Annotated in this window: 10 protein-coding genes; 3 read left to right on the top strand and 7 right to left on the bottom strand. The window is 55.1% G+C overall.

What is annotated here, in order from left to right; translation table 11 throughout:
• Nucleotide 1: 1 nt before the first annotated feature.
• Genes B4B27_RS13715 through B4B27_RS13700 form a run of 4 tightly spaced genes read right to left on the bottom strand, consistent with a single transcriptional unit; the run spans nt 2 to nt 5,795 of the window.
• Nucleotides 2-688, bottom strand: a complete 687-nt coding sequence (locus B4B27_RS13715) for a sugar transferase (protein ID WP_290727204.1) — start codon at nt 686-688, stop codon at nt 2-4.
• Between the two features lie 56 nt (nt 689-744).
• The gene (locus tag B4B27_RS13710; RefSeq protein WP_290727203.1) at nt 745-1,929 is read right to left on the bottom strand and encodes a DegT/DnrJ/EryC1/StrS family aminotransferase; all 1,185 of its coding nucleotides are present in this window, start codon (nt 1,927-1,929) and stop codon (nt 745-747) included.
• A gap of 10 nt (nt 1,930-1,939) precedes the next feature.
• Nucleotides 1,940-3,838, bottom strand: coding sequence for an OmpA family protein (locus B4B27_RS13705; RefSeq protein WP_290727201.1), 1,899 nt, complete (start codon nt 3,836-3,838; stop codon nt 1,940-1,942).
• A gap of 10 nt (nt 3,839-3,848) precedes the next feature.
• On the bottom strand, nt 3,849-5,795 hold the full coding sequence (locus B4B27_RS13700; RefSeq protein ID WP_290727200.1) for a polysaccharide biosynthesis protein: 1,947 nt from the start codon (nt 5,793-5,795) through the stop codon (nt 3,849-3,851).
• Between the two features lie 213 nt (nt 5,796-6,008).
• On the opposite strand from B4B27_RS13700, the gene B4B27_RS13695 reads away from it, so the two are divergent.
• The 3 genes from B4B27_RS13695 (at nt 6,009) to B4B27_RS13685 (ending at nt 10,430) form a co-directional block, all read left to right on the top strand.
• Nucleotides 6,009-8,225: a CotH kinase family protein gene (locus B4B27_RS13695; protein ID WP_290727195.1), complete on the top strand. Its 2,217-nt coding sequence runs from the start codon at nt 6,009-6,011 to the stop codon at nt 8,223-8,225.
• Nucleotides 8,226-8,427: 202 nt separating this feature from the next.
• Nucleotides 8,428-10,092, top strand: coding sequence for a diphosphate--fructose-6-phosphate 1-phosphotransferase (locus tag B4B27_RS13690; protein WP_290727193.1), 1,665 nt, complete (start codon nt 8,428-8,430; stop codon nt 10,090-10,092).
• 167 nt (nt 10,093-10,259) lie between these two features.
• Nucleotides 10,260-10,430, top strand: coding sequence for a hypothetical protein (locus B4B27_RS13685; RefSeq protein ID WP_173366685.1), 171 nt, complete (start codon nt 10,260-10,262; stop codon nt 10,428-10,430).
• A 23-nt stretch (nt 10,431-10,453) separates the two neighbouring features.
• Here B4B27_RS13685 and B4B27_RS13680 read toward each other — a convergent pair whose 3' ends face one another.
• Genes B4B27_RS13680 through B4B27_RS13670 form a run of 3 tightly spaced genes read right to left on the bottom strand, consistent with a single transcriptional unit; the run spans nt 10,454 to nt 13,425 of the window.
• Nucleotides 10,454-11,497 carry an ABC transporter ATP-binding protein gene (locus tag B4B27_RS13680; protein ID WP_290727191.1) on the bottom strand — a complete coding sequence of 348 codons (1,044 nt, stop codon included), beginning with the start codon at nt 11,495-11,497 and terminating at the stop codon, nt 10,454-10,456.
• Between the two features lies 1 nt (nt 11,498).
• Entirely contained in the window at nt 11,499-12,353 is an 855-nt protein-coding gene (locus tag B4B27_RS13675) for a patatin-like phospholipase family protein (protein WP_290727190.1), read from the bottom strand.
• The gene (locus B4B27_RS13670) at nt 12,346-13,425 is read right to left on the bottom strand and encodes an ABC transporter permease (RefSeq protein ID WP_290727189.1); all 1,080 of its coding nucleotides are present in this window, start codon (nt 13,423-13,425) and stop codon (nt 12,346-12,348) included. The genes B4B27_RS13675 and B4B27_RS13670 overlap by 8 nt, the downstream gene beginning before the upstream one ends.
• Nucleotides 13,426-13,505 lie beyond the last annotated feature (80 nt).

Here is a 13,505-nt window from a genome sequence, read left to right as displayed (position 1 = left end):
GCTACCCGGCCTCCGCAATAAGCCTTTTCGCTTCTTCCTGGCCGCGGTCGTATTCCTCGCGGGTGATGCGTCCGTTTGCCAGCAAATAGTCGCCCAAATCGGTGGCGGTATCGCAGTTCTCTTCGGTGATGTCGGAACGCTTGATAAAGGCCTTGTTCAGCGTAGTGAGTATTATCTTCACGTCACCCAGGAAGGTGATTTTCTTGATGTACTCGAGGTCATACTCGATTTTCTTTTCCCAAGTCACGGCGTTCCTGCCGTTGATTTGGGCAAGCCCGCTCAGGCCCTGCCGTACGGTGTGGCGCTTGCGCTGTTCGGGGGTCATAAAGACCATATCGCGCACGAGCTGCGGCCTCGGGCCGATTACTGCCATGTCGCCTTTTAAAATGTTGAAGAGTTCGGGGAGTTCGTCGAGGCTGGTACTGCGCAGGAACTTTCCGTACGCGGTAAGGCGCACGTCATCGGGGAGCAACTTGCCGTTTGCATCCTTCTCGTTTGTCATGGTGCGGAACTTGACGAGCTTGAAAATCTTTTCGTCTTTCCCGGGACGGGGCTGCGTGAAGAACGGATTCCCCTTCATCTTGACTGCACCGAGGATCGTTAGGGCCACAAGCAGCGGGCTCAGGCAGCAGATTGCCGCCAGGGCACAGCAAAAGTCAATCGGGCGTTTAAGGAAGCGGGAGTACATTTTAATTCAATATAACAAGTTTTTCTGGGAGATCCCCGCCTTCGCGGGGATGACAGCTACCCCTCAAAACACTCCCTGATCGTAGCGATAATGGCATCCTGCTGGTCGGGGGTCATCTTGTTGTCGCTGGGGAGGCAGAGCCCGCGGGCGAAAATATCGGCACCGACGTCATCTCCCGAGGCGGTCACGAAGGCATGGCCCGCATACAAAGGCTGCATGTGCATGGGTTTCCATATCGGGCGTCCTTCGGCATTCATCGCAGAAATGCTTTCCAGGATTTTCGCGGGCGTCGCCTTGCCTCTACCCTCGCCTATCGCATTCTCGTCGATAATCATGCAGCTCAGCCAGAAGTTCGGCACGGAATTCGCCGCGTCATAGGGGTTCATCTGCACGGGGAGCCCGGCAAGGCCCGCCTTGTATCGCTCGTAAATGGCACGCTTCTGCGCAATGTGTTCCTCGAGGTGCGGCAACTGCCCGCGCACCACGCCCGCAATCACGTTGCTCATGCGGTAATTGTAGCCGATTTCCTCGTGCTGGTACCACGGCGCGGGTTCACGGCTCTGCGTGCTCCACTTGCGCACACGGTCGGCATCTTCCCTGCTGTCGGTAAGGTACATGCCGCCGCTGGAACCGGTGATAATCTTGTTCCCGTTAAAGCTGATGGCGTTGAAGTCGCCGAAACTTCCGGTCTGCACTCCCTTGTAGCTAGCCCCGAAGCTTTCGGCGGCATCTTCGATGAGCAGGGCGTCGTGACGCTTGCATATTGCGCGAATCTCGTCAACCTTCGCGGGCGTTCCATACAAGTGAACAAGCACGACCAGCTTCACGTCCGGATAAATTTCGAAGGCCTTTTCCAGAGCCACGGGATCCATATTCCAGGTATCGCGTTCGCTGTCGATAAAAACGGCCTCGCCGTTCTCGTAGGCCACCGGGTTGAGCGTCGCAGCAAACGTCATGTCGCTGCAGAAGACCTTCTGCCCGCGCAGCGTACCCTCGCCCGCCTTGGGCATTCCGAACAAACGGACTCCCGCAAGCCGTGTAGCCAAATGCAACGCCGCCGTCCCCGCCGAGAGCGCTACGGCATACTTCACGCCCACCTTCTCGGCCACCTGGCATTCCACCTCGTCGATATTCTTCCCGACGGTGCTCATCCAGTTGGTCTCATAGGCCTCCTGCATGTAGCGGAGTTCATCGCCATGCATGGTGGGGCTAGCAAGCCAGACTCTCTTCTCGAAACGCATCGACTCTCCTTTAAGGATCATCCTTATAGAACGGAATCAGTTCCACGCGGCGGTTCTTGGCACGGCCCTTCTTGGTCTTGTTGTCGGCAATGGGCTTGCGCGGTCCAAAGCCAACCGCACGGAGACGCTCGACCGGGATTCCCTTGCGGATAAGATAATCAACCGCCGACTGGGCGCGGCCCTGCGAAAGGTTCTCGTTATATTCGTCGCCGCCAACGTTATCGGTGTGGCCCTGGATTTCAAGGCTCACGTCGTCGAACTTGGTCAGCAGTTTCACAATGTCATCGAGAGTCCTGTAGCTCGCCTTGGTCAGCACGGTGGAGCCGCTCTTGAAGTTGATTCCCTTCTTGAGCCTTTCCAGGTCTTCACGCTTGTTGACAGGGCAACCCTTCTTGTCGATTTTCACGCCACGTAGGGTGTTCGGGCACTTGTCCTGATAGTCGGGAATGCCATCGCGGTCAGAATCCATCGGACATCCGGTCGTATCCACCGGAGCGTTCTTCGGAGTCGCGGGGCACAGGTCCTTCGTGTCCGCAACACCGTCGCGGTCCTCGTCCATGGCGCAACCCGTCGAATCGACGCCGATGTTCGGCTGCGTGTTCGGGCACATGTCCTTGTGATCGGGGACGCCGTCGCCATCGAAGTCGCGCGGGCAACCCGTCGTATCCACCGTAATTCCCGCAGGCGTATCCGGGCACTTGTCGCGGTCATCCGAAACGCCGTCGTTGTCGCTATCCGGCAGCGAATCCACCTTCACGTAAGACTGCTTCTGCACCACCGTATCGACCGTGTATACGGTGTCCACATGCACAATCGTATCCGTGCGGGCCACGGTCACCGTGTCGCGCGGCTCTTCGGGCGGGAGTCCCTGCGGGCACTGGCGTTCGGAAGCCTTGTCCGCAATGCCGAACTTCCACGTCAGGAGTCCTGTCAGGGCATACGTCGGGGCCGGCGTGTAGCCATACGTCTTTTTATATCCCTTCTGGTCGGTGTAGCCGATAGTCCACTTATCGACATCCTTCATTTCCTTGTCGCGGTCATAGAGCGTCCGGAGCATGCGCACCGAGAAATCGATGCCGCCAGAAAGCTCCAAGTTCCACGGCAGATGGAACCTGAGACCCGGAGTCAAGGTCATCGGGTCTTCCCAGAAATCAATCGGGAGCCCATTGTTTTCTACGCGGAATTCGCCGCTATATTCGACAAAGGAGGTCATCCACTTGAACATGTCCCAGTCGATACCGGTGCCATAAACCAGCGTATTCGAGCCCTCGTTCGCATAGACAAACCCGATATTCGCGTTCCAGCGCAAGGGAACGTTCACCTTCGTCAAGTCGACAGTCGTCACGGCGCTCATCCCGACGACCACTTCGCCCGCCGTATAGGGGTGCGTCTCGCCCTTCCCGTGGATATACCACGCATGACGTGGGCGGATACCAATGGAACGGACGCCTATCGGAAGGTACAGTTCAAACTGTCCGGCCAGGCTGAACACGCTCGAATCGCTAAAGAAGGGTGCACGCGCCTTGGCCCAAAGGTCCAGGTCTCCCTGCCTGATGTTGCCTGCCGCTTCCCAGTAGCTGCCCGCATACGACCTGTCGTAGTTGATGTTGAGCGCGGCACCGATATCGATGAACCGGGTGAGCCCGACCGCGCCGAAGAAGTTACCTGTCGCCGAAACCTTCAGGTGCTGGAGCTTTTTCCTTTCGCCATCGTCATAGAAGACTCCCCCACGCGAAAGCGCCCACGGGTCAATCGCAAAATTTCCACCCGTACCAACAATGACCTGCCCCCTACCGAGCGTCTGGGTATTAATCTGGTGAACACCGTCGGAACCACCCATAAGGCCAGTCTGGGCAAGGCAAGCCGCTGCAACCCCCAAAACCAAAACAGAAAAAAAACGTAATTTCATAACATTCAGGTTAAAAAGACTGACCAAATTTAGCTTTTTCTGCCGCGTTGTACTGTTCCGGGGTGACAAAAGTAGGCACGATCTCGTGCAAAGCACGCACGGTTCCAGCCTCGTCGTTCGCAAAGGCCGCATCCCTGAGCTTGCGAAGCTGCGGAATAAACTTGCCATTGTCAATTTCAAGCTGTTTTCCAATAAAGATGAGCTTGTTGCCGGTTTTTTGCAGGCCTTCCTCGTCCATCAGGAGTTCTTCCTTAATCTTTTCGCCAGGCCGGAGCCCAACAAACTTTATCGGGACATCCTTGTAAGGCACCTTCCCGTACATGCGGATGAGGTTCTCGGCAAGCGTCACAATCTTGACGGGTTCACCCATGTCGAGCACGAAAATCTCGCCGCCGTGCGCGATACTGGCCGCCTCGAGCACAAGGCTCACTGCTTCGGGAATCGTCATGAAGTAGCGGATGATATCGGGATGCGTTACCGTCACGGGCCTTCCCTGCTCAATCTGGCGCTTGAACAGCGGGATCACGCTCCCGTTGCTGCCGAGCACATTTCCGAACCGCGTACATACAAATTCCGTTCCGCTCCTCTTGTGCTGGGCAAGATACTGCACGATCATCTCGCAGCAGCGCTTGGACGCCCCCATCACGTTCGTGGGGTTTACCGCCTTGTCGGTACTGATCATCACGAACTTCTTGACCTTGTTGAACAGCGAAAGGAACGCCACGTTGAAAGTCCCCGCAACGTTGTTCTTAATCGCCTCCATCGGGCTATTTTCCATCAAGGGTACATGCTTGTGGGCCGCCGCATGGAACACCACATCGGGCGTGTACTTCTTGAAAATCTGGTTCATGCGGTTGTAGTCGCGCACGCTCGCAATAAGCGTCACCAGGTCAAGCGCACTCCCGTATTCCATGAGGAGTTCCTGCTGGATTTCGTAGGCGTTGTTCTCGTAGATATCCACAAGCACAATCCGCTTCGGGTCGTATTTCGCAATCTGGCGCACGAGTTCGCTCCCGATGGAGCCGCCTCCGCCCGTAACCATGCAGACCTTGCCCTCGATAAAGCCGCGCACATCCTTGTTGTCGAAGGTAACGGGGTCGCGCCCCAGGAGGTCTTCGAACTTGATATCTCGAATCTGCTCCACAAAGCTTGTAGAGCCGTCGCCAATGCTTGAAGTATCGAGCAGGCTACCGATAAACGGCAGCACCTTCACCGGGAGCCCCGTCTTGCTGCATATCGCGAGAATCGCCTGGCGGTCCTTGGAGGGGCAACTGGGAATCGCAAAAATAATCTGCTCCACTTTCTCTGCTTTCGCGACCTTCACAATATCGCGCGATCCGCCCGCAACAAGTATGCCGCAGACCGTGGATCCTATCTTGTTCCTGTCATCGTCAATAAGGCACACGGGCTCTATTTTCGATTCGACACTGCTCGCGGCACCCGTAGAGAGCCTGTTGATTTCGGTAATCAGGAGCTTCCCCGCCTCGCCCGCGCCGATAATCATGGTGCGCTTGCGTTCGGCATCCTTGCGGCCGACTTCAGCAATCGTCAAGAAGGCATCGCGAAACATGAAACGGAACAGGCAGATGCCCACAATGGTAAGCAGGCACGAAAGTGCCGAGAAACGCAGATACGAGACCCCGGTAATAATATAGTAGAGGCCAATAGCGACGGAATAACCGAGCACGACACCGATAATGCAACCCAGGTAGTCCTTTTGCGAGAAGTAGCGCCAAAGCTTGTTGTATGCACCTACCAGGAGGAGGGCGGCAAGGCAGCATACCACGCACGTCGACATGAACGAGAAAAGCTCAGGGCGTCCGATTCGCGATGCATATATGGGAATCGGGAAATTCGCGAGCAGTCCCGCAATAACGACGATGAAACCGTCCGCAAGCGCGAGCAGTCGCTTCCGGAGCCTGAAATTGGTAAACAGCTCGGATATATCTTTCTTCATCGTGTTTTGGGCCCCTCCAAGATATAAACATTTTCGATTATCGGGAAGATATGTTACGCCATTTTGGAAATGAGTGTGATTTGCGTCAAAACACCCCATTTTTTGCCTTTCAAAAACTGTAAAGAATCCGTTAACAATCGTCAAAATTGGCGAAATCTTTTTAATTTAAGGGATGGTGTGTGGACTTAGGGCGTCTTAGCGTCAAGGTCAATTATGCAAAGAAAACTCGCTCTTCTCTCGTTTGTAACCGCAGCCACATTCTTCGCAGCATGTTCAGACGAGCCCACAAACGCAAATCCCATCGACCCGAACGGAGGCATCCAGGACTCCATCCCCGTGATAAATCCGGAAGACCCGCTCAACCAGCAGGGCGACCCGAACCAGGGCCAGGGACAACAAAACCCGCTCAGTTCTGCTACGGGCCCTGTCAATCCGCAATCAAGCACCGCCCAGCCCGGCATTTCCAGCGCGACCCAGCCCGGTATTTCGAGTTCGTCGGCCCAGATAATCGCCATGTCTTCTTCCGTCGGCCTCAAGGAATACGACGACAACCACAAGGCAAAAGCGACGTTCCTCCCCAAGGCGGGTTTCTACTCTAACCTGACCATCGACCCGCCGACCCCCACGAAGGGTGGCGAAATCAAGTGCACGTTCGACGGATCGTTCCCCACGCAGGGTTCGCAGGCGATTACCTCGGCGATGGCGATTACCAAGAATACGGTAGTGCGCTGTAGCGAATTTGTGAACGGCCAGCCCGCCGACACCACGACTCAGACATACTTTATCGGCGAAAACGTCTCGATGCCGGTGGTAGCACTCACCGTGAATCACCACGACATGTTCGACTCGACCGACGGCCTTTACGCGACCGGCCCCATGAACCAGCTCCGTTGCAACAACCCGAACTTCAACCAGATGAGCATGGGTGTAAACCTTAGCGACAACAACAATTCCAAGTGCTCCGAGCCCTGCTTCAAGGCGAACTTCTGGTGCGAAGATTCGCTTCCCGTGCACGTAGAATACTTCGAGAAGGGCAGTTCCACCACCGAAAAGACGTGGGAAATCGATGCAGGCATTTCGCTTATCGGTAACTGGAGCCGCTACAAGCCCAAGAAGAGCGTCGCCATCAAGATGGACAACGACGAATGGGGCGACAAGGTGCTCAAATACTCGTTCTTCAAGACGCGCCCCGAAGCAAAGAAGATGAAGAGCTTCAACCTGCGCAACAACGGCAACCGTTTCTGGACGGACTACATCGGCGACGCCATGTTGACGAGCCTCATGGAAGGCACCGACGTGGATTACCAGCGCAGCCTGCAGGTGGTGGTGTTCTACAACGGCGAATACTTCGGAATTCACGACCTGCGCGAACGCCTGAACAGGAGCTTTGTCGAGACGAACTACGGTATCGACAGCAAGTCCATCAACATGATTAACATCAAGGGCAACAGCGCCGAGGCTAGCGGCACCAAGGGGGCCTCCGCCGACGAATACAAGAACATTGCGAACCAGATTATCAACGGCAACTTTGCCGGCGACAACAACCAGAATTACGAACAAATGAAGCAGAAGGTCAACATGAACAGCTTCGCGCAGTACATGCTCGCCGAATTCTACTTCCACAACGGCGACTGGCCCGAAAACAACATCCGCGCCTGGGGTGGCAACGGCAATCCGTTCAAGTTTGTCGCGTTCGATACCGACCACGGGTTCGGTTTCTCGCCGGGTATCAGCGGGTTTGACGTAGCGAGCCAGAACATGTTCCAGTGGGCGCTGGGCTCTGCCACGAGGGACAACAGCCAGCAGGGCGGCCAGCAGAACCCCGGCCAGCAACAGCCTGGTCAGGGCCAGTTCCCCGGCATGGGAGGCTGGGATATCGGCGGCGGATGGGGCTTCGGCGGCGCAAAGCAGGGCCCCGCGCAGATGCTCAACAAGCTTCTCGACAACAACGATTTCAAGCGCCTGTTCATCAACAACGCATGTATATTGCTCGACAACTACCTGACCTACGAAAATGTGCAGAAGAAGGTGCAGGAGATGATGGCTGCAATTCCCGCGAGCGAGCAGCAGCGTGACCAGCAGAGATGGCCGCGCAACCAGGGCAATTTCCGCTGGTCTCCCGACGGTAGCGACCTTATTCAGTATGCCCAGAACCGCACCCAGACCGTACGCCAGGAAATGGAGCAGTACTTTGGCCTGCAGAATGCAGTTAACGTGAGCATCAACGTGAGCGGGAGCGGCAGCGTGACGGTTGACGGCATGAAACTCCCGAAGAGCAATTACCAGGGCAAGTTCTACGCGGGTAACGAACTGCTCTTGCAGGCAGTGCCGAGCAACGGCTCCGTGTTTACCGGCTGGAGCGACGGTTCGACAGAAAACCCGCGCAAGTTCACTCCGAACGGCCAGCCCATTACCGCACAGTTCAAGTAACCAGCACATTCTCGTATTCTCGCACCGCCAGGTGCTCACGAAAATACTCCGCCCGAGAATCGGACGGAGTATTGAGTGTCGGGAGGGTTTTAGGGAGGGCACAGCCCTCCCTTGTCTTTTTTTTCTATATTTTAATCGCAAAATTTTTTAACCCGAAACCGCGCGGTTTTCTAACTGTGCGAAAATTCAAAAGGAAGAAACAATGGCTGACAATCTGTCCGTCCTCGGCAAGGCTCGCAAGGCCTACCAGCCGAAACTCCCCGCCGCTCTCCGCGACGGCGCTCTCAAAGTTGCTCTCGTGAAGGGCAAGCCCACCCAGTCCGTCCGTGACCAGGCCAAGATCAAGGCCCTGTTCCCGAACACCTACGGCGCTCCGTACATCGGCATGAAGAAGGCCGCCAAGGCCCAGGCCGGCAAGGCTCTCAACGTGGGCGTTGTCCTTTCCGGTGGCCAGGCTCCTGGTGGACACAACGTGATTGCGGGTATCTTCGACGGTATCAAGAGCATCAGCAAGAATTCCAAGCTCCTCGGCTTCCTCGGCGGCCCCTCCGGCCTCGAGAACGGCAAGTTCATCGTGATCAACGAAAAGATCATGGACGCCTACCGCAACACTGGCGGATTCGACATCATCCAGTCCGGCCGTACCAAGCTCGAAACTGAAGAACAGTTCAAGAAGTGCATGGCCGTTGCCAAGGCCCAGAAGCTCGACGCTATCGTGATCATCGGTGGTGACGACTCCAACACCAACGCTGCTGTCCTCGGTGAATACTTCCAGGCCAACGGCGCTACCTGCGTGGTTTGCGGCTGCCCGAAGACCATCGACGGCGACCTCAAGAACGAATACATCGAAACCTCCTTCGGTTTCGACACCGCCGTGAAGACCTACTCCGAACTCATCGGCAACATCATGCGCGATGCCAACTCCGCCCAGAAGTACTGGCACTTCATCAAGCTCATGGGCCGCAGCGCTTCTCACATTGCTCTCGAAGCCGCTCTCCAGACCCACCCGAACATCTGCCTGATTTCTGAAGAAGTCAAGGCCAAGAAGATGAAGCTCAAGCAGGTCATCAAGTACGTGGCCGACATCGTCGCTGCCCGTGCTGCTGACGGCAAGAACTTCGGCGTCTGCCTGATTCCAGAAGGCCTCCTCGAATTCATCCCGGATGTCGGCGTGCTCATTTCCGAACTCTCTGAAGCCCTCGCCCACCACGAGAAGGAAGTCGAAGGCCTCGACACCGCCGCCAAGGTGGAACTGCTCTGCAAGTGGATTTCCAAGGCTTCTGCCGAAGTCCTCAAGAGCCTCCCCTCTACCACTCAGGGCCAGCTGATGCTCGACCGCGACAGCCACGGCAACGTGCAGGTTTCCCTCATCGAAACCGAAAAGCTCATCATCGAGATGGTCAAGAAGGAACTCAAGAGCCGCAAGAACTTCAAGGGCAAGTTCAGCGCTCTCAACCACTTCTTCGGTTACGAAGGACGCTGCGCCGCACCGTCGAACTTCGACGCCGACTACTGCTACAGCCTCGGCTTCACCGCTTCTGTGCTCGCCTTCAACAAGATGAACGGCTACATGAGCTCTGTGCGTGACCTCACGAAGGGTATCGAAAAGTGGACTGCCGGTGGCATTCCTATCACTATGATGATGAACATCGAACGTCGTCACGGTGCCGACAAGCCGGTGATCCAGAAGGCTCTCGTGGAACTCGACGGTGCTCCGTTCAAGTTCTTCGCCAAGAACCGCGAAGTCTGGGCCAAGACAGAAAGCTACACCTACCCGGGTCCGATCCAGTACTGGGGTCCGAGCGAAGTGTGCGACGTTACCAACTTCACGATTAAGTTGGAACGCGGCGCCCTCAAGGTGAAGTAAGACTCGTTTCTCGGAGGCGTCTGCTTCGTTGCCGCGCCCCTCACGTATTATTATACGCTACGGGGCACGGACGCCTTGCATCCATCCTCCGATAAACTTCGTCTTGATTTTTTATCTCTGCAGTTCTCTGCAGGGATTTTTTATGTTTATAAAAAAGGAGCTACACTATGGCCTGTGCAAATTGTAAAATCCGAGCCCAGTATGACAAGAACCCCAAGTCCCTCATCGGGCGTTTTTGGCGGTTCCACATCAACTTCTGCCCCGGCTGGAGAAGTTATCTGAAAAATCTCTCCGAAGAAGACCGTATTGCAATCAAGGAAAAATACAACCTCAAATAGTGCAGGAATTTTTTACTGCGCCTTTAGGTATGTTCCAAGGAATAACAATAGGCAAAATGTTCTGAGCCCACTTGCGGAGGCTGTTCCTGCGATTGGCATTTCTCCTGAATTTCGGCAGACAATCCAGCACATTTTTCACAGCGGTCTGCAAAACGGCAGCCCTTCACAAAATCGCGCGGATGCGGCACGGAGCCCGGGATGGAGCGCAGATTGCACATGTCGTTATGGTTCTCAGGAATCGCAGACAATAGCCCCTGCGTATACGGGTGCAGCGGGTTATCGATTACTTCACGAACAGGCCCACACTCCACAATGCGGCCAGCATACATCACGGCTACACGGTCTGCATATTGCGAGACGATTCCCATGTTGTGCGTAATCAGCAGGACCGCTGTTCCCGTGCGATTCGCCATGTCTTTCAAAACCGCAAGCACCTGCGCCTGGACCGTCACGTCAAGCGCAGTCGTAGGTTCATCGGCAATAATCAGCTTCGGTTTCGGAAGCAGCGCCATCACGATGCATACGCGTTGGAGCATGCCGCCCGAAAGCTCATGCGGATAGGCTTCCAGCACACGATCCGGATCGCTGAAACCAGCTGCAGCAAGCTGTTCCTTGATTTCGGCAAGAGGAGATTCCGATTTTGCTCCAAAAGAAAACGCTTCTAGCAGTTGCTTCTTGATGGTCAGAACAGGATTCAGCGCTTGCATCGGTTCTTGAAAAATGCATGCAATGCCCGCACCTCGAACTTTTTGCAATTCATTCAGCGGAATTTTTGCAAGGTCTACAGGAGTCGCATCGGCGCCGACATCGTTGTAAAAGACAGCCCCCTCTACTATCCGTGCGCTCGGCTGCGGAAGCAACCTCAAGATGCTCATGGCGGTCACGCTTTTGCCGCAACCCGACTCGCCCACCAAAGCAAAAAATTCGCCCTCCTGAATATCGAACGATATCTTGTCAGTCACCTGAAGCGGAGGAATCCCATCACGCGGGGCTCCTTTCTTGTCAAAACCGAACGCAACGGAAAGACCGTCAACCGAGAGAACAACCTTCCTTGAGGATTCAGCCATGTCAATCCCTCGAAATGAAATTCTTGATTTCATTCATCCGTTCCGACGCAATCCTTTTACCCATGTCATACACACGCTGGAGTTCTGAACGGTTTTTTTCGATACGGCTTATACCAAGTGGGGCTTCGGGACAAAGGACAAGCGTATTCCCCAACTTTTCCTGTTCGAATACAAATCGTGTCTCGGCATTATACATCTCGTGGCGATGAGCCATCGCTTCAATAAACTTTGGATACTTGCGATAGATAAATCGCATTAGTGGCATCAGCTTGTTCGGACCCTTCACGTAATTCCGGGGCTGCGTGAGAATGACTATGTTACGGTCATAGCCAACAGACTGCATGAACTGGAGCGGAATAGAATCGGCAATTCCGCCATCCATGTACTTACCGTCGTCAATTTCTACGATTTTCGCGGCAAGCGGCATCGAGGCCGAAGCACGCATCCATTCCAAATCCTTGTCGCTTCCATCTATGAGTTTCGGGAAAACCGCCTTGCCAGTCTCGATATCGGTTGCCCCCATGTAGAATTCCATCGGATTCTTCTTAAGGGTTTCGAAATCGAACGGGTCCAGTTCCTGAGGAATCTTGTGATAGCAAAAGTCCGCATTGTAGATATCGCCCGTCTGGAATAGCGAGCGGAAGCTGCAATAGCGCTTGTCTCCAGCGAAACGCAAATTATAGCGCAAGGCACGGCCAGGTTGTCTTGACTTGAGATTACATCCGAAGCAGGCTCCTGCCGAAATTCCCACAGCACCATCAAAGTCAATTCCCTCTTCCATGAACGTATCGAGAATGCCGCAGGTAAAAAGGCCGCGCATCGCGCCACCTTCGAGAACCAATCCTTTTTTAGACATACCTATCTCCCGATTTTGGATCCATGGCATCCCGCACGCCCTCGCCCACAAACGTGGTGAGGAGCAGCGTCACAAAGAGGGCGGCGACCGTGCTCACCGAAATCCACGGTGCGTAAAGGTTGTTGAGGCCCTGGCTCATGAGTTCGCCCCAGCTGGGCGTGGGCGGCTGCAGGCCGAATCCCAGAAAGTCAAGCGAAGTAAGGCTCCCGATACCGCCAATGAGCGTGAACGGGAACAGCGTCACCACGGGCGTCATCGCATTCGGCAGAATTTCCTTGAAAAAGATATGCCTGTGCCCCATGCCCAGAACCTTCGCGGACTGCACGTAAGTCATCCCACGCAACTTGAGGAACTCCGCGCGCATGTAGTAGCTGAGCGAAATCCAGTTGAACGCCGCCATAATTAGAATCAAGAGCCAGAAACTGCGCCCGTAGATGCTTCCAATCAAAATCACCACGTAGAGCATCGGGAGCGACGACCAGATTTCAATCATACGCTGCATGCCGATATCCCAGAACTTGCCGAGGTAGCCCTGGATACCGCCGATGACAATCCCGAGGAACGTCCCGAGGACAGTCAACAACAAACTAAAACTAATGCAAATCCTGAACCCGTGAATCAGGCGCGCCAAAACATCACGACCATTGCTATCTGTGCCGAGCCAATGCCTTGCACTCGGCGCAAACGGGGGCGCTCCGTCCTCGCTCAGGTCCGCCTTCAGCGGGTCATGCGCAATAGGCGGCATAACCGCCCAAACCTCGGGGCATCCGCCCGCGCGGGTAAAGCCCTCGGCGGCATCTTCCTCGCACTCGCGAGCCGCCTCGAAAAGCTTGCCGTAATCGGCTTCCGTCTGGTATTCCCCGCCAAAATCCGCATCGCTGTACCGCACGAACGCCGGGAAATACGTCTTGCCCTCGTAACGCAACACGAGCGGCTCGTCGTTCACTGTCCACGGGCTCGTGAGCGACAAGAAGTACGCCACCACAAGCACCACCAGCGACCAGAACGCCCGCTTGTTCTTGCGGAAGCGCTTCAGCCGGTTCAAAGTCTCTGTGGATAAGCGAATTTTCACGATACAACAATATAAAAAAAGTTCAATCTTTTTTTTTCAAAAAGAAGCATTATCGACATAAGAAACAATACGTTTCATAA

The organism is Fibrobacter sp. UBA2449, from assembly GCF_002342555.1.
Lineage (GTDB): Bacteria > Fibrobacterota > Fibrobacteria > Fibrobacterales > Fibrobacteraceae > Fibrobacter.
Note: the sequence above shows the minus strand (reverse complement) of the source record. Positions and strands in the feature narration are given on the sequence as shown.

Coding starts and splice junctions, on each gene's coding strand:
- B4B27_RS13700 (WP_290727200.1), bottom strand. CDS start 5,795: ATGAAGAAAGATATATCCGAGCTGTTTACCAATTTCAGGCTCCGGAAG.
- B4B27_RS13705 (WP_290727201.1), bottom strand. CDS start 3,838: ATGAAATTACGTTTTTTTTCTGTTTTGGTTTTGGGGGTTGCAGCGGCT.
- B4B27_RS13685 (WP_173366685.1), top strand. CDS start 10,260: ATGGCCTGTGCAAATTGTAAAATCCGAGCCCAGTATGACAAGAACCCC.
- B4B27_RS13695 (WP_290727195.1), top strand. CDS start 6,009: ATGCAAAGAAAACTCGCTCTTCTCTCGTTTGTAACCGCAGCCACATTC.
- B4B27_RS13710 (WP_290727203.1), bottom strand. CDS start 1,929: ATGCGTTTCGAGAAGAGAGTCTGGCTTGCTAGCCCCACCATGCATGGC.
- B4B27_RS13680 (WP_290727191.1), bottom strand. CDS start 11,497: ATGGCTGAATCCTCAAGGAAGGTTGTTCTCTCGGTTGACGGTCTTTCC.
- B4B27_RS13675 (WP_290727190.1), bottom strand. CDS start 12,353: ATGTCTAAAAAAGGATTGGTTCTCGAAGGTGGCGCGATGCGCGGCCTT.
- B4B27_RS13690 (WP_290727193.1), top strand. CDS start 8,428: ATGGCTGACAATCTGTCCGTCCTCGGCAAGGCTCGCAAGGCCTACCAG.
- B4B27_RS13715 (WP_290727204.1), bottom strand. CDS start 688: ATGTACTCCCGCTTCCTTAAACGCCCGATTGACTTTTGCTGTGCCCTG.